Annotated in this window: 20 protein-coding genes; 4 read left to right on the forward strand and 16 right to left on the reverse strand. The window is 50.6% G+C overall.

The window, feature by feature from the left end:
- From ACI32D_RS08905 to ACI32D_RS08920, 4 genes are all read right to left on the reverse strand, one after another.
- On the reverse strand, positions 1 to 277 hold a 277-nt coding region (locus ACI32D_RS08905), incomplete at its 3' end, for an amino acid kinase family protein (protein WP_439776221.1).
- A 149-nt stretch (positions 278 to 426) separates the two neighbouring features.
- Positions 427 to 1455, reverse strand: coding sequence for a translation elongation factor Ts (tsf, locus tag ACI32D_RS08910; RefSeq protein ID WP_439776222.1), 1029 nt, complete (start codon positions 1453 to 1455; stop codon positions 427 to 429).
- 62 nt (positions 1456 to 1517) lie between these two features.
- On the reverse strand, positions 1518 to 2279 hold the full coding sequence (gene rpsB, locus ACI32D_RS08915) for a 30S ribosomal protein S2 (RefSeq protein ID WP_270447754.1): 762 nt from the start codon (positions 2277 to 2279) through the stop codon (positions 1518 to 1520).
- A gap of 163 nt (positions 2280 to 2442) precedes the next feature.
- Positions 2443 to 3453: a GIY-YIG nuclease family protein gene (locus ACI32D_RS08920; protein WP_439776223.1), complete on the reverse strand. Its 1011-nt coding sequence runs from the start codon at positions 3451 to 3453 to the stop codon at positions 2443 to 2445.
- Between the two features lie 70 nt (positions 3454 to 3523).
- Here ACI32D_RS08920 and ACI32D_RS08925 point away from each other — a divergent pair, with 70 nt between their 5' ends.
- The gene (locus ACI32D_RS08925) at positions 3524 to 4138 is read left to right on the forward strand and encodes a lysophospholipid acyltransferase family protein (protein ID WP_439776224.1); all 615 of its coding nucleotides are present in this window, start codon (positions 3524 to 3526) and stop codon (positions 4136 to 4138) included.
- A gap of 81 nt (positions 4139 to 4219) precedes the next feature.
- On the opposite strand, the gene ACI32D_RS08930 is transcribed toward ACI32D_RS08925, so the two are convergent.
- The 3 genes from ACI32D_RS08930 to ACI32D_RS08940 are packed head-to-tail and all read right to left on the reverse strand — an operon-like array spanning position 4220 to position 7688.
- Positions 4220 to 5206, reverse strand: coding sequence for an aspartate-semialdehyde dehydrogenase (locus tag ACI32D_RS08930; protein WP_439776225.1), 987 nt, complete (start codon positions 5204 to 5206; stop codon positions 4220 to 4222).
- Positions 5207 to 6547, reverse strand: coding sequence for an aspartate kinase (locus ACI32D_RS08935; RefSeq protein ID WP_439776226.1), 1341 nt, complete (start codon positions 6545 to 6547; stop codon positions 5207 to 5209). It lies immediately after the preceding gene.
- The gene (locus ACI32D_RS08940; protein WP_439776227.1) at positions 6540 to 7688 is read right to left on the reverse strand and encodes a homoserine dehydrogenase; all 1149 of its coding nucleotides are present in this window, start codon (positions 7686 to 7688) and stop codon (positions 6540 to 6542) included. Before ACI32D_RS08940 ends, ACI32D_RS08935 begins: the two co-directional genes overlap by 8 nt.
- A 139-nt stretch (positions 7689 to 7827) precedes the next feature.
- On the opposite strand from ACI32D_RS08940, the gene ACI32D_RS08945 reads away from it, so the two are divergent.
- Positions 7828 to 8262 carry an ACT domain-containing protein gene (locus ACI32D_RS08945; RefSeq protein WP_439776228.1) on the forward strand — a complete coding sequence of 145 codons (435 nt, stop codon included), beginning with the start codon at positions 7828 to 7830 and terminating at the stop codon, positions 8260 to 8262.
- Positions 8263 to 8319: 57 nt separating this feature from the next.
- Here ACI32D_RS08945 and ACI32D_RS08950 read toward each other — a convergent pair whose 3' ends face one another.
- From ACI32D_RS08950 to ACI32D_RS08965, 4 genes are all read right to left on the reverse strand, one after another.
- On the reverse strand, positions 8320 to 10110 hold the full coding sequence (locus tag ACI32D_RS08950; RefSeq protein WP_439776229.1) for an ABC transporter ATP-binding protein: 1791 nt from the start codon (positions 10108 to 10110) through the stop codon (positions 8320 to 8322).
- Positions 10103 to 11863 carry an ABC transporter ATP-binding protein gene (locus ACI32D_RS08955; protein WP_439776230.1) on the reverse strand — a complete coding sequence of 587 codons (1761 nt, stop codon included), beginning with the start codon at positions 11861 to 11863 and terminating at the stop codon, positions 10103 to 10105. Before ACI32D_RS08955 ends, ACI32D_RS08950 begins: the two co-directional genes overlap by 8 nt.
- 128 nt (positions 11864 to 11991) lie before the next feature.
- On the reverse strand, positions 11992 to 12216 hold the full coding sequence (locus tag ACI32D_RS08960) for a YneF family protein (protein ID WP_296226826.1): 225 nt from the start codon (positions 12214 to 12216) through the stop codon (positions 11992 to 11994).
- A gap of 112 nt (positions 12217 to 12328) precedes the next feature.
- Positions 12329 to 12565 (reverse strand): DUF896 domain-containing protein, encoded by a 237-nt coding sequence (locus ACI32D_RS08965; protein WP_439776231.1) that lies wholly within the window; start codon positions 12563 to 12565, stop codon positions 12329 to 12331.
- 152 nt (positions 12566 to 12717) lie between these two features.
- Here ACI32D_RS08965 and lexA point away from each other — a divergent pair, with 152 nt between their 5' ends.
- The gene (gene lexA / locus ACI32D_RS08970) at positions 12718 to 13338 is read left to right on the forward strand and encodes a transcriptional repressor LexA (RefSeq protein ID WP_439776232.1); all 621 of its coding nucleotides are present in this window, start codon (positions 12718 to 12720) and stop codon (positions 13336 to 13338) included.
- A 209-nt stretch (positions 13339 to 13547) separates the two neighbouring features.
- Positions 13548 to 14396, forward strand: coding sequence for a GRP family sugar transporter (locus ACI32D_RS08975; RefSeq protein ID WP_439776233.1), 849 nt, complete (start codon positions 13548 to 13550; stop codon positions 14394 to 14396).
- 93 nt (positions 14397 to 14489) lie between these two features.
- Here the strand turns inward: ACI32D_RS08975 and ACI32D_RS08980 are convergent, their stop codons facing one another.
- The 5 genes from ACI32D_RS08980 to ACI32D_RS09000 all read right to left on the reverse strand — a co-directional run bounded on the left by ACI32D_RS08980 (position 14490) and on the right by ACI32D_RS09000 (position 21602).
- Positions 14490 to 15350 (reverse strand): transporter substrate-binding domain-containing protein, encoded by an 861-nt coding sequence (locus ACI32D_RS08980; RefSeq protein ID WP_439776234.1) that lies wholly within the window; start codon positions 15348 to 15350, stop codon positions 14490 to 14492.
- A gap of 195 nt (positions 15351 to 15545) precedes the next feature.
- Positions 15546 to 16079 (reverse strand): hypothetical protein, encoded by a 534-nt coding sequence (locus ACI32D_RS08985; protein ID WP_439776235.1) that lies wholly within the window; start codon positions 16077 to 16079, stop codon positions 15546 to 15548.
- A gap of 56 nt (positions 16080 to 16135) precedes the next feature.
- Positions 16136 to 18370: a DEAD/DEAH box helicase gene (locus ACI32D_RS08990; RefSeq protein ID WP_439776236.1), complete on the reverse strand. Its 2235-nt coding sequence runs from the start codon at positions 18368 to 18370 to the stop codon at positions 16136 to 16138.
- Positions 18371 to 18393: 23 nt separating this feature from the next.
- Positions 18394 to 19716, reverse strand: coding sequence for an ATP-binding protein (locus ACI32D_RS08995; protein ID WP_439776237.1), 1323 nt, complete (start codon positions 19714 to 19716; stop codon positions 18394 to 18396).
- Entirely contained in the window at positions 19716 to 21602 is a 1887-nt protein-coding gene (locus tag ACI32D_RS09000) for a TerB N-terminal domain-containing protein (RefSeq protein WP_439776238.1), read from the reverse strand. Before ACI32D_RS09000 ends, ACI32D_RS08995 begins: the two co-directional genes overlap by 1 nt.
- Positions 21603 to 21724 lie beyond the last annotated feature (122 nt).

The raw sequence follows: 21724 nt of genomic DNA on the forward strand, positions 1-21724 counted from the left end.
CTAGACCATCTTGCAGGGCCAGACCATTCATGATCGTGGCCAGCATGCCCATGTAGTCAGCTTGGGCTCTTTCCATGCCCAGCTTGGCCCCGGTTTCACCACGCCACATGTTGCCGCCGCCGCAAACGACGCCGATCTGCACGCCCATGTCATGAACCAGCTTGATTTCATGTGCCAATTTCTTGATCACAGTTGGGTCAATGCCAGTTCCCTTTTCCCCGGCCAAAGCTTCGCCGGAAATTTTCAAAATGATACGATGATATTTAACTTGACTCATAATGCCCTCCTAATTAGCTCTAACTATTTTACCATAAAACAGAAAACTGTCTCTCCTATTTACGCTATTTCACCAGCTTAAATTTGCAAAAGTTAATTTGCCCACAAAAAAAGGATGGGTTTCCCCATCCTTTTTCTTGCTAGAAGAAATTAGTTCTTCATTTGTGCAGCAACTTCAGCAGCAAAGTCTTCTTGCTTCTTTTCGATGCCTTCGCCGACTTCGAAACGAACAAAGCTTACTACGGAAGCGTTGACTGAGTCAAGGTATTGTTCAACAGTCTTGCTGTCGTCCATAACGTAAAGTTGGGCGAGCAAGGTGTTTTCTTGGTCAACCTTGGTGTTGTCCAGCATGAAGCGGGCCATCTTGCCTGGGATGATCTTGTCCCAGATCTTTTCTGGCTTGTTTTCAGCCTTCAGTTCTGCCTTGATGTCTTCTTCAGCTTGAGCAATGACTTCGTCAGTCAATTGAGCCTTTGAACCATACTTAAGGTGTGGCAAAGCCGGCTTGTTGACCATGGCACGTGATTCGTTGTCTTGGTCAATCTTGTGGTTGAGCTGAGCCAGTTCTTCACGAACGAAAGCTGGGTCAAGTTCCTTGTATGACAGAACCTTTGGGCTCATTGCGGCAATGTGCATTGCAATGTGCTTAGCCAGAGCTTCGTCGCCGCCTTCAACAACAGTCAAGACGCCGATGTGGCCGCCGTTGTGTTGGTAAGCGCCAAAGTGTTGGTCATCAGTCTTTTCAAGAACAGCGAAACGGCGGAAGGAAATCTTTTCACCGATAGTAGCAGTAGCATTTACGTATGCTTCTTCAAGGCTTTCGCCTGAAGGCATGGTCAATGCCATAGCTTCTTCGTTGTTGGCAGGCTTGCCCTTGGCAATAGTTTCAGCAGTTTCGTTGACCAAAGTCTTGAACTGTTCGTTTTGAGCAACGAAGTCAGTTTCAGCGTTAACTTCAACGATAGCAGCAACGTTGCCGTCAACGTAAACGCCAGTCAAACCTTCAGCAGCGATCCGGTTAGCCTTCTTGGCAGCCTTTGCTTCACCCTTTTCGTGGATGATTTCGATAGCTCTTTGCATGTCGCCTTCGGCTTCAACCAGGGCCTTCTTGGCGTCCATGACGCCGGCACCAGTAGTTTCACGCAATTCCTTGACTTGCTTAGCAGTAATGTTTGCCATTTAAAAAAGTCCTCCAGGTCAAACTAAATAACAGAATTCTTCCAAAGATAGTTTACGACAAATTATTCAGCGTCGTCTACTTCTTCAGCAGAGTTTTCTTCAGCACTTTCAGACAATTCCTTTTCAACGTCGGCGTTATCTGCACCTTGCTTGCCTTCGATTACGGCGTCAGCCATAGCACCGGCAATCAAGCGGATAGCACGGATAGCGTCGTCGTTTGAAGGGATGATTACGTCGATCGGAGTTGGGTCAGTGTTGGTGTCAACCATGGCTACAACTGGGATGCCAAGCTTGTTGGCTTCGTGAACGGCGATCTTTTCCTTCTTAGGGTCAACGACGAACATTACGTCAGGAATCCGTGGCATGTCTTCGATACCGCCCAGGAACTTTTGCAGCTTGTCCATTTCCTTGGTCAGCAAAGCAACTTCCTTCTTTGGCAGTACGTCGAAGGTGCCGTCTTCAGCCATCTTCTTCAAGTCCTTCAGACGCTTAACCCGGCTTTGGATAGTAGTCCAGTTGGTCAAAGTACCACCCAACCAACGTTGGTTGACGTAGTATTGGCCTGCGCGGGTAGCTTCTTCAGCGATTGCTTCTTGAGCTTGCTTCTTGGTACCAACGAACAGGAAAACACCGTCGTCTTGAGCAACAGCCTTAACGTAGTTGTAGGCGTCGTCAAGCATCTTGATGGTCTTTTGCAAGTCGATGATGTAGATCCCGTTTCTTTGAGTGAAGATGTATGGCTTCATCTTCGGGTCCCATCTTCTGGTTTGGTGACCAAAGTGTACACCAGCTTCAAGCAATTGCTTCATAGATACAACTGACATAAATAAATTCCTCCTAGGTTATTTCCTCTCAAGCGTTCATTTCAGCATTCAACCGTTTGTCTTTAGGCACCTGAATGCCGATCGCTCTTGATGTGTTTTCTAGCGTGCAACCGCACGCTTGTCTATCATACTCGATTTTCCCTTTAAACGCAAGCTTTTCCGCCTAAAAATTAACCCCATGCTCTTTGAGAAATTTTTCCTTCCAGGTCCGGTCATGGTGCTTGAACCAATATTCCCGCTGCATGGCTTTTGACTTGTCGGCGTACTCTTCATGATAGATCATTTCAACCGGCCGCCGGTTCTTGGTATACTTGGCCCCTTTGCCGGAATTATGAGCCTGCAGCCTTTTCTTTAAATCGTTGGTGTAGCCGCCGTAAAAGCTGCCATCGCTGCACAGGAGAACATAAAAGTAATGTTTTTCCTCCGGCAATTTGGCCTCTAAAATCTCTTTAATTGCCGGAGTGTTGCTCCCATCAGCTTCATGGACTTCGATCGCGTCGCGCAAAACCAGCCCGTCACCCTTCCCGCTTCTGACTGCCTCGACAATGACTAAATTAGCGTCTTGCCCTCTTCTGGAGACAAAGGGCTGGACAGTCTTGACGACTAAGTCATGTTTAAAGCCGTAATTGATGATCTCACCCAAGCGTTCCGGCCGGTGAACCATGAACATCTTCCCCTTCATTTTCAACAGGCCTGCTGAGACGGCGATAATTTCCTCCAAGTTGATCTCCAGTTCATGACGGGCAATAGCTTTAGATCTGTCCGGGTTCAGCTTGTGACCGGCTGGAGCCTTGAAATATGGCGGGTTGACCACGACGACGTCATAGCTGTCTTTTCGCAAAAAGCTGCCCGCGTCTTTGACATTTCCCTGGTGAACCGTGATCCGGTCCTGCATGTTGTTTAATTCAACCGACCGCCTGGCCTTGGAAACGATGTCCTCTTGCAGTTCAACATCGTCGTAATGGGCCTTGTTAAAAGCGGCCATGTAGAGGCTGGCTGCCGCGTTGCCGCTGCAGAGTTCAACGACCTTGGACCGGTTTTTGATGGCTTCTTTGGCCCAGTAAGCCAGAAGCAGGGTATCCAGGGAGAAGGCAAAAGACTGCCCGTCCTGGATAATTTTCAGCTGCTCGCCCAGCATGTAATCGATGCGTTCGTTTTCCTTAAGTTCAATCATGTAATTCTGAAGCCCGTCCCTTATTCTTAGATGTGTTATAATTTATTCTACATCATTTGGAGGTTCTTTTATGCTTTATCGTATTTTCAGACCGATCGTCCGCTTCATCGTCTGGGTCTTAAACGGCCACCTGCATGTCCACCACAAGGAAAGACTGCCGGAAGGCACCTATATTTTGGTTGCCCCGCACCGGAACTGGTGGGAGCCGATCCTGTTTGCCCTGGCCGCCAGCCCCACGGAATTTATGTTCATGACCAAGCAGGAGCTTTTTAAAAATCCTGTCCTCCGCTGGATCTTAAACAATGCCCACGCCTTCCCGGTCAACCGTGAGCACCCGGGTCCTTCTGTCATCAAGATCCCGGTCAAGGGCTTAAAGTCTGAAGGCCTGTCTTTGATCATGTTTCCTTCCGGCACTCGGCACTCAGCCTCCCTTAAATCCGGTGCCCTGGTTATCGCCAGAATGTCCGGCCGGCCCCTGGTCCCGGCTGTCTACCAAGGTCCGCTTACTTTTAAAGGGGTATTAAAAAGAAAAGGCATGGAAATCAATTTCGGCGACCCGATCGTTATCGACCGCAAGACCAAATTGACCCCTGAAACTGAAGCTGCCTACAACCAGCAGCTGGAAGAAGCCTGGCAAAAGATCGACCAGGAACTGGACCCGAATTTCCACTATGAAGCCAAATAATTAATTATGACAAAAGAACAAGAAAAGGATTGAGCTGGAGTGCTCAATCCTTTTTCTTTATGCTTTTTCTACTGCTGCTACTTACTTGTTATTTTCCAGGTATTCCATGATCTGGACGGCGTTGGTTGCCGCGCCCTTCCGGATCTGGTCGCCGGTGCACCAGAGAGTAAGGCCGTTAGGGTTGGTCAAGTCCCGGCGCAGGCGGCCAACTTGCACGATGTCCTTGTCGGAGTTTTCCAGCGGAGTCGGGGTGTGGTCGGTAACCAGGAGGTCTCCGTCAAAAGCAGCGATGGCTTTTTCAGCATCTTCAACTGACACTGGCTCTTCAGTAACGACCGTCACGGCAATTGAGTGGGACCGGTAGACCGGAACCCGGACGCAGGTGCAGGTAACCAGGAGCTCTGGCAAGTGCAGGATCTTTCTTCCTTCATTCTGCATCTTCATTTCTTCAGTCGTATAGCCGTTTTCCAAAGGACTGCCAATATCGGCGATGACATTGAAGGCAATTTGGGCCGGGAAGACCTTGGCTTCCACGCTCTCGCCCTTGGTCAAAGCCGTTACTTCATCCTTAAGTTCGCTGATCCCGCCCATGCCGGCGCCGGAAACGGCCTGGTAGGTGCAGGCGTTGATGGTCTTGATCGGGGACAACTTGGCAATTGGCGCCAGAGCCATCAAGGTGATTGCGGTTGAACAGTTTGGATTGGCGATGACACCGCGGTGCTCTAAAGCATCCGGGCCATTGATTTCAGGAACTACCAAAGGCACGCCATCTTCTTGCCGAAAGGCTGAGCTGTTGTCGATGTAGACTGCCCCGCTCTTTTCAACCAAGGGCCGGTATTCCTTGGACAGACTGTTGGAAACTGCCCCCAAAACGTAGTCAAGACCGTTCAGTCTTTCCTGGCTGACTACTTCCAGGGTCAATTCCCGGCCAGCAAAGGACAGCTTTTTGCCCTTAGAGCGCTCGGAAGCAAAAACGCGCAGCTCTTCAACCGGCAGCTTTCTTTCTTCAATGCATTCCAGCATCTGCCGGCCAACGGCCCCTGTAGCACCTAAAATACCAATCTTCATTTATCGTTCCACTCTTTCTTCACTAATAAACTGCTGATAAATCGCCTTGATTGCCGGAACCAGGTCCTGGTTGTTAACCCCGATGACGATGCTTTGCTCATCGCAGGCCTGGTTGATGGTGCGGATGTTGATCTGCTGGTCACCCAGTGTTGACAAAATCTTGCCCGACATCCCTGGCATCTGCCTCATGGCCCGGCCAACCACGGCCAACATGGCCTGCTGGCTTTCGACCTGAATGTCGTCAAGGCGCAGCTCATGCTTTAATTCCGCCACGATTTCATAAAGGTAGCGCTCGATCTTCTTGGTCTGGACCACGATTGAAAAAGTATCGACCGTAACCGGGACGCTTTCAATCGAGATCTGGAATTTTTCAAAAACGGACAGAACCTTGCGCAAAAAGCCCGCCTCGGCTGAAACATGCGACTTGACCATGGTGATGACCGTAAAGTCCTGCTTGCCCGTAATCCCGGTGATGACATGAGGCGGCTCTTGCGCATCAAGTTCGCTGCAGTCATTCATGATCATGGTGCCGGGATTTTCCGGGTAGTTGGTGTTGCGGACGTTGATCGGGATGTTTTTCTGCCGGACCGGGAAAACCGCGTCGTCATGCAGGACATTGGCCCCCATATAGCTCATCTGCCGCAATTCAGAGTAGGTAATCCGCGGAATCTGGACCGGGTCCTTGATAATGCGCGGGTCCGCCACGTAAAAGCCGGAAACGTCGGTCCAGTTTTCATAGACGTCAACGTCAAAGGCATTAGCCACGATTGACCCGGTAATATCTGACCCGCCCCGGCTCATGACCTTGATGACCCCATTTGGCAAAGAACCGTAAAAACCAGGGATCACCACCCGCCGGCCCGGGTCAACCTGGGCCTTTAGCAGTTCCTGGCACTTTTTTAGGTCGATTGATCCGTCATAATGAAAACGGATCACCCGGCTGGCGTCAACGAAGTCCGCGTCCAAGTATTCAGCCAGGCAAAGGCCGGTCAAGTACTCGCCCCGGGAAACCAGGTAGTCCAGGTTCAAGTTCTGAGCCATATTCTGCCGGATCTTGGCAAATTCTCTGCCCAGGTCAATTTTGAGGCCCAGGCTGCGCTTGATTTCCATGTACTTGTCCACGATGGTCTGGAAAATCGACTCATAGCTGACGTCATAGGTAATGTGGGCGGCGCAGAGGTAGAGGAGGTCGGTAACCTTGTGGTCCTCCTTTCCGCTCTTGCCGCAGGCGCTGGTCACCACGTACTTGCGGTCCGGGTCAGCCAGAATAATCTGCTTGACCTTTTTAAATTGTTCGCTGTTAGCGACTGAAGAGCCGCCGAATTTGACTGCTTTACTCATCTGCCACTCCCGCCAAAAAGGCCGCCGAGTCTCCGCTTTCTTTGACCAGGCGGGACAAGGCCGTCAAGGTCATTTTTTTCGTCAAAAGCGCCTTTTCATTGATTCTTTCAGCCGCTACATCCTGGAAAAAGCCAGCCCGGTCAGTCCGCAGGTAAAAAGTCTGCTCTTCTTCATCAAGCAGCTGGGCCGGCTGACTGCTTTGCACGATTTCCTTTTTCCCTTCAGCCAGATCCAAGAGGTCCTGGACAGCCGCGTGGGCGGTCGGCAAGGATCCAGCCCCCTGACCAACAAAAGTTGCCGGGCCCAGGCTGGCGGAATCAGTTTCTAAGGCATTGAAGTTAAGGCCCACTCCAGCCAAAAGACTGGTCTTTTTCAGCATGACCGGCAAAACCTGCAAGGACAGCTTCTCTCCTGCTTGCCTGCCCCGGCCCAGCAATTTGATGGTCCGGCCGTTTGCCTTAGCCCAGGCGAAGTCTTCCTTGGTCAAATGCCGGATCCCCCATTGCTCAACCTGGCCTGGATCGGCAATCTTGCCAAAAGCGGTCAAGGCTGACAGGCAGACCTTGTAACAAACATCCCCGCCGTCGATGTCGTCGCTGGGGTCTTTTTCCGCGTAGCCCAGGTCCTGGGCGTCTTTTAAGCAGGTGGCAAAGTCCAGGTCCTTTTCTTCCATTTGGGAAAGGATGTAGTTGCTGGTCCCGTTAAAAATTCCCTGGAAGGCCGTGACCGGCTCCAGACGCTGAATCCGCTTGATGTTAGCAATCCAAGGAATCCCGCCGCCAACGCTGGCCTCATAGGCCAAAACCAGGCCTTTTTGCCTGGCTAAGGCAAAGAGTTCACCCGCGAAAACCGCCAGCATCTTCTTATTGGCCGTCACCACGTGCTTGCCCGCTTCCAAGGCCCGTTTAACATAGCTGTGGGCCGGCTCAAGGCCTCCGATACACTCGCAAACCACTGAAATTTCCGTGTCATCCACGATTTCCTCAAAGTCCGTCGTGTGCTGGTCATCTAAGATCTGCTCATCCCGGTGCACCAGGATCTTCTTAATTTTCACATTCTGCAAAAGCGGACTTTCCGCCTCTTCAACCAGCTTGACAATACCGCCGCCAACCACTCCGCGGCCTAAGATCGCAATTTGCATACCCGCCTCCGTTGTTTCTAATACAGGGACACTTGTTTTTGAATTAAAAACATAGTATCATTATCCGCAAGGCCTGACAAGGGGAAAGTCACTTATTATTAAACAAAAATTAAAGCAATATGTCAAAGGAGGATTGGCCATGGCCGACTATTTTTACGTACATAAAAAGATCCTGCCCGACTATCTGGAAAAGGTCCTAGCGGCCAGGGAAATGCTGGACAGCCGGGAGGCAGCCACCGTTACCGAGGCAACTGAACGCGTCGGCATCTCCCGCAACACTTATTACCGCTATAAAGACTATGTTTTCAGAGCTAAAGACCCTTCCCGGGGCCAGCAGGCGGTCTTATCCCTGCTCTTAGCCGACCAGCCCGGGGCCCTATCCGCGGTTTTGACCTGCGTGACTGACCACCAGGCCTCGGTCTTGACCATTTCCCAGGCCATTCCTTTGGCCAGTCACGCCAGCGTTTTAATGTCCTTGGACTTGGCAGGCCTTGAGGGTGACCTTAATACCCTTTTGGGCGATTTGAAAAAACTCCCCTTCGTCAAAAATCTCCAGCTTGCCGGATTAGAATAAAAGAGCGCGTCCACTGGGCGCGCTCTTATTTTGCTTTTAGCTTAATTTAATTCAATTTTACTTTTCCCGGTTTTGCTGGAGGGTGTAAAGGTCATAGTAGTAGCCCTTCTGTGCCAGCAATTCCTCATGCTTGCCATGTTCGACGATTCTCCCCTTGTCCAGAACAATGATCTGGTCAGCGTCAGCAATCGTCGACAGGCGGTGAGCAATAGCCAGGGTGGTCCGGCCCTGGCGCAGCTTTTTAAGGCCCATTTGAATCAAGCTTTCTGTCTCCGTGTCCACGTTGGCGGTAGCTTCATCCAAAATCAAAATCTTGGGATTGGTTACCAGGGTCCGGGCAAAGGAAATCAGTTGTCTTTCCCCGCTGGAGAATTCCGACCCTCCTTCGATGACCTTGGCCTGGTATTTCCCGGGCAATTTTTCGATAAAGCGGTCAGCCTGGACGGTTTTGGCCGCTTCTTCGATCTGCTCATCCGTGATCTTGTCATTATACAAGCGGATGTTAGAAGCCACGTCCCCGTAGAACATGAAGGGTTCCTGCAGAACCAGTCCTATTTTTTGCCGCAGTTCCGCCTTGGAAAAGTCCCGGATGTCGGTTCCGTCCAAAAGGATCTGGCCATCGTGGAACTCGTAAAACCGCATCATCACATTGATGATCGAGCTCTTGCCTGACCCAGTATGGCCAACAATCCCCAAAGTCTCACCTGGATTTAGGGTGAAGGAAACGTCGTGGAGAACATCGTGCTTGCCGTCATAAGAAAACGACACGTGCTTGAACTCGATTTTCCCTTCTGTAATCTTAGCGTCCGCCTTTTCCTTTTGCTCAGGTTCATATTCTTCCTGGTCCAAAATCTTGAAGATCCGCTTGCCGGCCACGATCCCGTCGGTGAAGAAAGTTAAAGAATTCATCATGTCTGACAAGGGGTTAAAAAAGTTCTGCACGTAGTTGGCAAAAGCATAGATCATCCCGGCCGGGACAAAAGTTGCCCGGAGGGGATAGCCGAACCAAACCAAAACGCAGGTTAGGGCCAGAGAATAAAGCAGGGTCGTAAATGGCGACAAGAGCAAGCCATTGGTTCTGATCAGCTTGAAGCGGGTCTGCATCTGCTGGCTGTTGATTTTTTCAAAGTCTTCATCAACCCGCTTTTCCTGGCGGAACTGCTGAATTACGTTTATGCCGGCAATGCTTTCTTCCAGCTTGGTGTTGATCAAGGAGTTGCGGGCCCGGTATTCGTGATAGGTCTTGGAGTTGACCCGGTTGTAAAGCCAGATTGCCCCAACGATAAGTGGAATAAAGGCCGTCACGATTGCCGCGGCCACCGGATCAGCCATATACATGGCAATCAAGGCAGTTACCATGGACACGATCCCTAACAAAAAGGCAGAGAAAACCTGCATAAAGTTGCCCAAGGTCATCGTGTCGTTGGTTACCCGGGATAAAATCGACCCGGCAGGAGTCTGGTCAAAATACCGCATCCCCAGGGTATGGATTTTTGCGTAAAGGACCCGGCGGACCTTTTCCAAGGCCTTTTCTCCGGCTAAGGCATAAAGATATTCATAGGTAAACTGAAAGACCGCCTTAAATACCACGCCAATGCCATAGATCAAGGCGACATAATAGACCGTGCTGAAATCAACCTGGCCGCTTTTTAGATAATGGTCCATGTAATACTGCAGCCAGGTCGGCAGGAGCATATTGATAGCGGAAACAGCCACCATCCCTAAGACGGCAGTCAATAATTCCGCCTTGTAAAGCCAGACAAAAGTCCAGAGCCGCTTTAAAATCTGCCCCTGCTCTTTGGTTGAAATCGGCTGCTGCCAGACTGATTGGAAGTCTTCATTATTCATCGTCATCTTCACCTACTTTCTGGGCCAGTTCCTGCCGCTGCCACATGCGGGCATACCAGCCGCCCTTGGCCAGCAATTCTTCATGCGTTCCTCTTTCTGCCACCTGTCCGTCTTGCATAACGAGGATCAAGTCGGCATCCATCACACTGCTTAAGCGGTGGGCAGCGATGACGGTAATTTTCTTCTCCCGCTCTTGGCGGAGCTTAGTCAGAATTGCCTTCTCCGTTTTGGCATCAACCGCTGACAAGGCATCGTCCAAGATCAAGATTTCGCTGTCATGCAGAAGCGCTCTGGCAATCGACATCCGCTGCTTTTGCCCGCCGGATAGGGAAACCCCGTTTTCCCCGATCATGGTCTGGTAGCCATCTGGGAAGGCCAGGATATCGTCGTGAAGGGCGCTCTTTTTAGCTGCTGCTTCAACCTCTTCCTGGCTGGCATCCGGCTTGGCAAAGGCAATATTGTCCCTTACCGACATGGAGAACAGGAAGTTGTTTTGCGGAACATAGGAAATTTCCTTCAAGTAGACGTCCAGGGGGATCTGTCGGATGTCGTGGCCGGCAAAAGTAATCCGGCCCTTATAGTTGTCAAATTCCCGCATCAAAAGCTGGATAATGGTCGTCTTGCCTGACCCGACCCGGCCTACCAGGCCGATCGTCTGCCCGTTTTTCAGGTCAAAGTCAACGGCTCCTAAGGCATTCTTGTCTGGTTCATCCGGATAGGCAAAACTGGTCACGTGGTAACGCAAGTCTCCGGTCAGCTTCTGCTCCTTGTCCATAGAATCAGAGTCCACGATCAAAGATTTTTCATTGAGCAGGGTCATGATCCGGTCGTAGCTGGCACTCCCCCGCTCAAGAACGTTAAACAGGTAGCCGATGGCAAACATTGGCCAGACCATGGACCCGATGTAAGAAACAAAGGAAATCAGCTGACCCAGGCTGATCGTCTTGCTGAGCACCAGCCGGCCCCCGTAAATAATGGTGATAATGTAGGTGATGCCGATGATCACGGTAATCATCGGGTCATAAAGTGAGTCGATCCGGAAGACCTTTTTATTGATGTCAACCGTTTCATAGGTCATCTTGTTAAAAGCTTCAGCGTCCTCTTTTCCCTGGCCAAAAGTCTTCAAGACCTTAATCCCAGACAAGGATTCCTGGGTCTTGTTGTTCAAGCGCGAAAATGCCGCCTGCGAATCCATATATGCATCGTGCAGGCGGTCGCCCAAGTAGCGGGCACAGAAGGCCAAAAGCGGCAAAGGCAGCATGGCAGCCAGGGTCAAGCGCCAGTCTACCAGGATCATCATGGCCAGCAAGGTGGTCCCCCCGGTAAAAATCGAGTCGATCAAGGTCAAGATTCCGTCACCGGCCACGTTCTGGACGGCCTGGACGTCATTGGTCGCCCGGGCCATCAAGTCCCCGGTCCGGTAGCGCTGAAAGAAGGTCCGGTCCATCTGCAGAAAATGCCAAAAGAGCCGGCCCCGCAATTCCTTTTCCAAAATTGCCGCCCCGCCGTAAATCTGCTTGCGCCAGAAATAGCGGCAAACGTACAGAGCCAAAGCCGCCAGCAAAATTGCCAAAACAAATCCAAAAAACTGCTGCCAGCTGATTTTTCCCGTGTCCAGCTGATCAGCCATCATGCCCAGGATCCGCGGCGGAACCAAGTTGGCTGCCGAGGTCAAGATGAGAGCCGTGATCCCCAGGGCATAGCGCTTGCGGTGGGCTTTAAAGAACCAGCCCAGCTTGCTGAAAGTATCCATTTTTTCCTCCCTCTTTTCTTTGCTTCTTCTTTTTATCCTAATTCTATCATTTTCACCTTTTTTTCTAATTCCCCTAGCCCGCAAAAAAAGAGCGCCCGGACTCCCCTAGCGCTCTTTGCCTCTTAAACCTAGTTCTTGGCTGACTGGTGCTTGATCATGTTCATCACTTGGTTGACCTTCTTGGCTGAAGGCTTCTGGCCCATTTGTGACATCATGGTTTCAACCATTTCCCGGGTAATTGGGGGATTCTTCTTAAAGTAGTTCTTCATGTAAGTCCGGGCACCGTAAAAGCCGGCAACCGCACCCAGAAGAGCTGCCAAAATAATCAAGAAAATCGCCAAACCTAAATTCATTATCGCTAAACCTCCATTGGTCTTAATTTGTTATCCGCCTCAGCGGATAGTATTCGTTAGTCACACAAATACTATCTTACAAAACTTCAGACCATTTTTAAAGAAAAAATTCCTATCTGAGGCCCTTTTCCTTCTGAATCTGCTTGGCTTTCTCTGGGGTGACGTCCTTGCCTTTGTCATCGACGATCACCAGACTGTCCAGCTGCTGCCTGAAGCCCGCCCGGAAATTAGCGATAAACTTCTTGTGCAGTTCTTTGCGTTCGGCTTCTTCTGCTTCCGTCAAGCCGCTTTCCTGCTTCTTCTTGTACAATTCATTGATTCTTTGTCTTACTTGATCTGATTCTGCCATAAACATAGCCACCTTTCTCGTGATATGAATAGTGTACTCGCTTTGTAAAAATAAAAAAAGTTTTAAGCCTAGAACGCCTGTTTGCAAACTCTCCGAATATTTGCTAAAATAAATAATAACCGACAATAAGATTTTTGACGAAGGTAAAAAATATGGCAACTCATGACTCGAAACAATTAGAAATTCTGCAATACATCTATGATACCGTTGAAAACCGCGGCTTCCCGCCGACGGTCCGGGAAATCTGCGCTGCTGTTGGCCTGTCCTCAACCTCCACCGTCCACGGCCACTTGACCAGACTGGAGCGCAAGGGCTACCTCATCAAGGACGCCACCAAGCCCCGGGCTTTGGAAATCACCCATGCCGGCCTGGACGCCTTGGGTATCAAGCCTAAAGACATCCCTGTGATCGGCGTTGTTACCGCCGGACAGCCGATTCTGGCTGTCCAGGACGTGGAAGACTACTTCCCGCTTCCGCCGAACTTGGCCAGTGACGCTGGTGAGCTCTTCATGCTCCGGGTGCACGGCACTTCAATGATCAATGCCGGTATCTTGAACGGTGACTACGTCATTGTCCGCAAGCAGACCACGGCCCAAAACGGGGAAATCGTGGTCGCCATGACCGATGACGGTGAAGCAACAGTCAAGCGCTTCTACAAAGAAGACCTCCACTACCGCTTGCAGCCGGAGAATGATGCCATGGATCCAATTATCTTGGACCATGTGCAGATTTTAGGCAAGGTTGTTGGCCTTTACAGAACAAATATTGATTAATTCATTATTGCCGGTAAGTGACCAATATTGACTGATATTGACTAATATTTTTTGAAAAAGGTGCTTTGTTTTATGCAAATCATCTTTTTATTTTAACCGTTTTCTGAAAACGGTTGACATTTTCATAGCGTTTTCTATTGCTATTTTCCTAAAACTCCGTTAACCTAGTAACTATTCGACAAATTATTAGTTAAAGGGGTTTTCAATTAATGAATATCATCATTGCTTTACTGCCAGCCATTGGCTGGGGGGTTATGCCATGGATCGTCAACAAGGTTCCTAACAGCAAGCCGGCCAACCAAATCTTCGGCGTCGGCATGGGTGCCACTATCGTTGGCATTATCGTGACTTTAATTCAGCATCCGGCCATGTCCATGCCGGTCTTCTTCCTGTCACTGCTGTCCGGTGCTTTATGGACCATCGGCCAAATCGGCCAGTTCATTTCCTTTACCCGGATCGGGGTCAGCAAGACCATGCCGATCTCAACTGGCCTGCAGCTGGTCGGCAACACCATCATCGGGGCTTTGATCTTCGGTGAATGGAAGACCAGCAACGACTTCATCTTCGGGATCATCGCCCTGGCCATTATCATGGTCGGCGTTGTCTTGACCGCCTACACGGAAAAAGGCGACGACTTCAGCCAGAAGACTACCAACAAGGATATTCTTTTCCTGGTCTTGACCACGGTCGGCTACCTGGCCTACTCCGCCTTCCCTAAGACTATTACGGCTGATGCTGAATCAATGTTCCTGCCGCAAACCCTGGGGATCCTGCTGGGTTCAGTGCTCTACCTGGCCTTCAGCGGCAACAAGGCTGCCTTCAAGGAAAAGGCCAGCTACCTTGACCTCTTCGCCGGGATCAGCTTCGGTATTGCCGCTTACGCCTACATCATCTCCGCGCAAGTCAATGGGGTGACTAACGCCTTTATCTACGGGCAGCTGAGCGTCATCATCTCCACTATCGGCGGGATGACCCTGCTAGGTGAACGCAAGCAAGGCAAAGAACTGGTCGCTACGCTTGCAGGCCTCTGCCTCATCGTTGTCGGCGCCATTCTTTAAGACTAAAAATAAAAATCAAAAATTTTACGTGCTAGCAAAAAAGCTAGGAGCTGACGCTCCTAGCTTTTTTGCTTTCTGTCTTATTCTGATTCTTTATTGAATCTTGACCTTCTGGCTTTCTGCCTGCTTGACGTCAAAGCCGGAGACCTTACCAAACCACTTCTTAACCAGCTGGTCATATTTACCGCTGGCCCGCAGCTTCTTCAAGGCCTTATTAATGGCCTGGCGCATTTCGGTTTGCCCTTTTTCAACCCCGATACCGTAAGGCTCCTCAGCCAAACTGGCCTTGGTCAAGGTGAATTCCGGCGTGTCAGCAATCAAGCCGGCCAGAATCCCGTTGTCGTCGATCATGACGTCCCCTTGCCCTGCCTTTAAGGCATTGAAGGCTGAACCATAATCGTCAAACTGCTTGACGCTGGCCTTTGGTGCCAGCTTGGCCACCTGATTGGCCACGTCGGTCCCCTTGATGGCAATGACGACAACGCCTTTCTTGTTAAGGTCAGCAATCGTTCTGATCTTGCTGGACTTCTTGACGATCATCGATTCGTTGGCGTTAAAGTAAACGTCTGAGAAGTCAATTACCTTCATCCGCTCCTTGGTGATGGTCATGGTTGAAATGACGGCATCAAGGGAGCCGTTGTGCAAAAGCGTGATCCGGGTCTTTTCCGTGATCGGCCGAAAGACAGCCTTGCCTTTAGGCCCTAAGATCTGCTTAGTAATGGCCGTGGCCAGGTCGATTTCAAAACCTTCGATCTTGCCGGTTTTGATGTTGGTCAAACCGAACAGCTTCGTATCCGGCCGGACCCCCCAGGTAATCTGCTTGGACTGCTTGGCCCGGGCATAGCTGCTCTCCTGCTTGCTGGAACAAGCAGTCAGGCTGGTCGCCAGCAAAAGCAGCAGGCTCAAAGCCAAGGCCTGGATGATTCTCTTAATTATTTGCGGCTGTCTCTTCATGTTTTTCATCTTTCTATCATATAGGATCTATTTAACATTATACCCGATAATCAAGGAAGTTTCTTTTGTTTATATTAAAAGTCTATTTTTCTTATTTTATTAAGTTAGACCCAGTGAAAAGCTTGAAAAATTATGATTTCAGAAAAGTAAAGCCTTTTCCTGGAGTTTTTATCCTCGAAAAAATTTAAATTAAAATCAACCGTAGTCGACATTTTTCATGGCTGACCATTGCTTGCCCAAGCTTTTGCCAGCAATTTCAAAGGCTAAGAGCTGGTCCAGGTCAGCAAATTTTTTTACCTTCACCTGCCCGCCTTTTTCCAAGCGCCAGGTCAGCTGCCGGTAAACCTTCCGCTCACTGGACTGGCCCAGACTGTATTGGCGGCCTGCCAGAGAGAACTGAATGTCGCAGCCATCTTTGATTGCCTGGACAAACTCCTCCAAGCTCTCAAATTGCACGCTCCAAATGGCCACCTCGCTCATCTGGGGCCAGCAGGCGGCTAAAGATTGCCCCCCAATCTCACAGGCCAGAAATTCCTCTGTATTGGCAAAAAACTGCTGCTCTTCCGGCAAGTCGCAGTTGATCAAGGTCTTGCTTTCTGGAGTCAAAGGATTGCCATCATCAACTAAAAGCCACTGCTGGCCGTTTAACTTAAAATGTATCTCATCGCTGTCATCAGCGGCTGTTTCTAATTCTTGAAAACTGGAAATCGGACGCTTGCTTACTGACATAAATTTCCTTTCTAAAAAATCGAGATTTGATTATTAGACATTATTGTACATCTTTTTCAGCCCTCTTGTCTCGTAATCTCTCCGATTGCCCGCCGCATTTCAGCCAAATCCAGGACGCTATAGGCAAATTCTTTTCTGACCAGATCATCTGGCAGGTATTCGTCATACTTGTCAAAAACTGGCACTTCCTTAGGATAGAGCAGGTCCAAGGGGTCAAAGTCTTTCGCGGCTTCTTCAGCCAGAATCTGGTAAAAGTCTCCTTCACTGACATCCATGCTGAACTGGATGTAGTAGGGCCGGACTGAGTCAAAATTCTTCAGCCCTAAGCGGCTTGCGCACTTAAGGCGCAAGAAGCGCTCCAAAGCCAGGAAGGCATAAGAACCCGTCCAAGGGAACAGGCAGTAGGTTTTAGCTCCCAAATTGACCAGCTGCTTACCTGGCAGGCCGGCCGCTTGCGCCATTGCCCTGGTTTCGCTCAAACGGGCAGCCGCGTTTTTCATCAAGTAAGGATACTGACGCTCCTCTGCCAGAATCTTCCTCATCTGCTGGAGGACTTTGGGATGGATGTCGCCCGCTACATCCCCAAAGTAAGCCGGAATCCGGCCCTTGACCTGGTGGACATAGACCTGCCGCCGGCGGCGGTCGATTTCTTCAACCACCCAGACATGGCCGGCAATGGCGATTTTTTCCCCCAAGGGCGGCGGCTTGACGATCGTCCCCAGTTCTTCAGACTCAGCGTGAACGCTGTATTCCTCATTTTCTTGGAAAACGGCGTAAAACTTGAAATTGTTGGTAACCCGCTCGCCAGCCAGGCCAACGATCAAACCGCCATTTTCCGTCAGCTGGATCTGGTCGGTCTTGATCAGATGGCGGAGCAAAACTTTATAGTCATCCTGGCTGACCCAGCGGAAGTAGGACAGGGTCAAGACCCGGGAGGCCAGTTCTGCCGGGCTCATCTCCCCGCCGGCCATCAAAGTGGACATGGTCTGGTGGTAAAGGAGGCTGTAAGGCAATTGGTGGTCTCTTGGCGGTTCAACCCAACGCTCTTGTAAATACAGCTCAACCAGGGCAATCCCCTGCAGAAGTGACCAAGGAATCAAGACCGGCAGCATGGCCCGGCTTTCGGCCTGCTCTTCGCGCATGACAAACCACATTTCTGCCGGGTTGCCCCGCCGGCCGGTCCGCCCCATCCGCTGCAAAAAGCCGGAAACCGTAAAGGGCGCTTCAATTTGAAAGGCCCGCTCTAGCTGGCCGACGTCAATGCCCAGTTCAAGCGTAGCCGTCGCGCAGGTCGTAACGTTGGCGTCTTCATCCTTCATGATGTCCTCCGCCCCTTGCCTGAGAGCCGCGGACAGGTTGCCGTGGTGGATCATGAAGCGGTCTGGTTCGTGCTTATATTCGCAATACTGCCGCAAAACTTGGCAAACAGCTTCACATTCTTCCCGGCTGTTGGTAAAAACCAGGCACTTTTTGCCACGGGTATGGTTAAAAATATAGGCCAGACCCGGATCAGCTAATTCTGGAGCCTGGTCGCTGGCCTTAGCTAAAACGGCTTGGGCCGGCAGGGCAGAATGCTCGCCTGCCTGCTCACCGCTATTATAAAAGTGCTCCATTGACAAGCGCCAGCGTTGGGGCTGGCTTTTAACCTTAGGGATCCTGGTCTTATGGCCTGATCCTGCCCCTAAGAACTGTCCAGCCGCCCCTGGATCCCCGATAGTAGCTGACAGGCCAATCCTGCGCGGCTTAACGGCCGCCAGCCGGTTTAGACGCTCTAAGAGGCAAAAGGTCTGCCCGCCACGGTCGCTTCTTAAAAATGAATGCAGCTCGTCGATGACGACATAGCGCAAGTCGCCAAATAAGCGGGGAATATCCGCGTGCTTGTTGATCATGAGGCTCTCTAAAGACTCCGGCGTTATCTGCAAAACCCCCTGGGGCCTTTTGAACATTTTCCGCTTTTGAGAAGACGAAACATCCCCATGATAGCGCCAAACCGGGACGTCACTGCCTTCGCAGATGTCTTTTAACCGGTCATACTGGTCATTGATCAAGGCCTTTAAAGGGGCGATATAGAGGCAGGCAATGGAGTCAGCCGGATTTTCCGCCAAATCTGTCAAGATGGGAAAAAAGGCTGCTTCGGTTTTCCCCGAAGCAGTCGAAGCCGACAAAAGCAGATTGTCATCCGTATCAAAAATCACCTGGGCCGCTGCCGTCTGCAGGGGCCGCAAGGTCTCCCAGCCCCGGGAATAAATATAGTCCTGGATGAAGGGAGCATAGCGGGAAAAAGTATCCATAAACAAACTTCCCTTAGCACATCTTAAATCGTAAATTCAGCAAAATCGCTGGTCTTTTCATCTGAGACGGCGTCTGGCTCAGTATAAGCAAAATCCCCGTCTGTTAAGAGGCTCTGCACGGTCTGGCCAGGATTCTGCAAGACAATGTCCAGCAGCTCAATAAAGTCCCGGATAATTTCTCTTGGGGTGATCATGCTGCTCGTGCCGACTCTGCCATATTCAATCTTGATGAAATCAGCCAGATCCTTTTCGCTGATCGTCCGTTCATAGCCGTAAAGGCTGGCATGCATGTCAGCCAGCTTTTCAGTTAAAACCAGCATTTCCTCAGCGGTCAAGGGCTCCAGGCGGATAACTGGGGCATACAGGTCCCGCTGCCCTTCTTTGGCAAACTTGCCTTCAGCCAGACGGGACCTGAGGGCTTCATAAGAGTAAACCCCCCGCCGCCGGTCTTCGATCGCTTGCGGCGTGGCCCCCATAATAATGCCCAGGTACTTGGCCTTGCCCTGCATGGCATCATTATACATGCTGAGCAGCTTTTCATAGTTGTACTGGCGAGAGATGGCGTTGGGAATCTTGTAGAGGTTGACTAATTCATCGACCATGATGAACATGCCGCTGTAGCCAGCCTGGCGGAAGAAGACGGCAAAAAGCTTCAAGTACTCGTACCAGTCTTCGTCAGAAATAATAATGTTGACGCCCAGGTCCTGCTTGGCCTCGGTTTTCAGCCGGTATTCCCCTCTGAACCATTTAACTACCTTTCCTTTGGTCTCTTCGTCACCAGCCAGGTAAGCATGGTAGTAGCGCTCTAAAAGCTGGGCGAAGTCATAGCCATGCACCATTTCACTCAAAGAAGAAATCTGGCTGACGATCTTCTGGTCAACAGCGGTCTGAAAGCCGGGGTCATCAAAAGAAATTTCGCTGGCTACTGCCGTTTGGACATTGTTGATCCAGCGGTCCAAAACTAAAGTTAAGGCCCCGCCTTCCGGCCGGGTTTTAGTTGCCAGGTTCTGGATCAGTTCCCGGTAGGTAGCTAAACCTTGCCCCTTGCTGCCCTGCAGGCGGCGTTCCGGGGACAGGTCAGCGTCTAAGACGATGAAATTCCTGTCCATCACATAATTGCGGATGGTCTGCAGCAAAAAGCTCTTGCCCGACCCGTACCGGCCCACGACGAAGCGGAAGGAAGCCCCGCCTTCTTTGACTAAGTCGACGTCATGTAAAAGGGCCGCGATTTCCGCCTTCCGGCCCACTGTAATATAGGGCAGGCCGATCCGAGGCACTACCCCGCCTTTAAGTGAACTGATAACTGTTTGGGCAATCCGCTTGGGAATCCGTTTCTTTTGCTCCACTATTTCTCCTCAATTCCTAATAAGTCAGCGAGGTCGCTTCGGTAATCCTCCACGATTTCCGCCTTTTGGCCATCGCAGTCGATTACGGCATCGCCGATTTCGTCAAAAATCTTTTCATTAATTTGGTCCACGACTACGCTTAAAAGCAGGTGCTGCTGACGCAAAAAGTCCTGGTAGGGCTGATCATTATATATGGCCAGCAAGAGCTTTTGCTCAGTATCGTTTAAGCCCAGGTCGCTGGCAGCCGCTTCATCGATGTCCTTTGTCAGCTTTTCTTCTGCAGCAGAAGAATCAGTTACTTGCTTACTTATCTCAGCTTCTTCCGCCTCCAGCTGCCGCTCTTCCTCAGTCAGCAGGCTTTCCTTGGTTTCAGCGGCATCGGCCCGGATCTGGTCCAAGCTGGCCAGGTTGATTTTAACCTTTGGCCGGGTTCTTTCAGCCAGAATTTCCTGGTAGTCGGCAATTCCTTGCACGATTGCCTGTTTAAAAGCCGGGGGCAGGTCTTTTTCTTTTAGGGCCCGCCCCTGTTTAAAAGCCTGCCGGCTTAAGCGGTCAAATTCATGCATGAAATTGGCCAAAAGCTGCCTCTGCCGGCTGGAAGGCCAGTAGACTTCATTACTCCACTGCCCGCCTTGGCAGCGGTAGACCAGGCCAGGGCCTAAAACAAGCTCAGCCTCTTTTACCGGATCAAGGCTGAAGAAGACCGTGTCAGCAAACATTTCTACCGGAAAAGTGGTCTTTTCTCCCACCAAAAGCTTGAGCAGCTGGTAAGGGTTCAAGCGGACCTGTTGCCAAACCTGGGCTAAAAGTTCATAAAACTTCTCCGGCTCTTTTTTCAGCAAGGGATTGTTCTTGGGCAAATATGAAGACAAGCAGCAGATGGCTTGGTAGAGTTCCTGCCCGCTTGCTTCAGCAGACAGGAGATTATGATAAACTTCCCCCCGCATCAGCTCGTCTTCAAAGGCTGGCCGGACTTCATCAAGCGGAAAATCATAATAGACCAGGTAATTCTGCAGAATGTGCTTTTGCTGCCAACTGGTGGAAATATCTTTTTGCTCCGCGCACTTGGCAAAAAGCAGGCGCAGTTGGCGCAGACCGTCGGCTTTATCCTTAACCCCAATCTGACAGACCAATTCACTGGCCAGAAGGTAAATATAGGCGCTAGAAACAGGCTTGTACTTGCCCTGCCGGAACTTGGTCCGCCAGGAAAAATAGGACCGCAACTGGTCAACATTCAGATCATGGTAGACTGGCCGCTGCTTGTTAATTGGGACCATTTTACCAAAGTCATCTTCATAATTGGCCATCAGCATCCCCTGCCGGTAAAAATTGCTCTCCCGCCGGGGAACAGCCAGATAGTCGTAACTTTCCTGCATCTGCTTGATCCCTTCCGGAACCACGGGCTTGCCCTTCTCAGCCAGCAGACGGTCGAAGTCGCTGTCTTTGAAAAAGGCTGGCCGCTTTGGGATCACTTCTTCTTGGAAGTCTTCTCCCTCATCGTCTAGCAGGTAGATTTCATGCTCTTGGCTCTTTTCTTCTACAGTACTTTTCACCGCTTCCAGCGGCCGGGAACTCTGGTAGGCAGAATCCAGGGTCTTGTAAAAGAAGCGGTCGTTTAAATCGGGATTTGCTAAATCAACGCTGATCCAGGCCGGATCCTGCATAAAGATGGCCGGCCCAAAAGCCGGCTGGGCAGCCAAAAACTTAGCCAATGACCCGCATTTCAGTTCAACCGTTTCGCGGCCGTCCTTCTTAAGAAGCAGGGCGAAGCTTTCGTTTGCTCCTGGGACCGTGACCGCGGCCAGGGTTTGCCCAGCCAGGTCGACATAGCTGGCCTCAATTCCATATTTGCTTTGAATGTAGTCGGCTACTTCCGCCAAGCGCATGCCTGCCCCTCCTTGCTGTTTTTATCATAATTATAGCACGATTTTTCGAACGTTAGTTCCAAAACGCGCAAAAATAAAACTGCCTTGCAAAATGCAAAGCAGTTTCAGATTCGTTGTCAGAA

Origin of the sequence: Lactobacillus sp. (assembly GCF_051873315.1) — a bacterium.
GTDB lineage: Bacteria > Bacillota > Bacilli > Lactobacillales > Lactobacillaceae > Lactobacillus.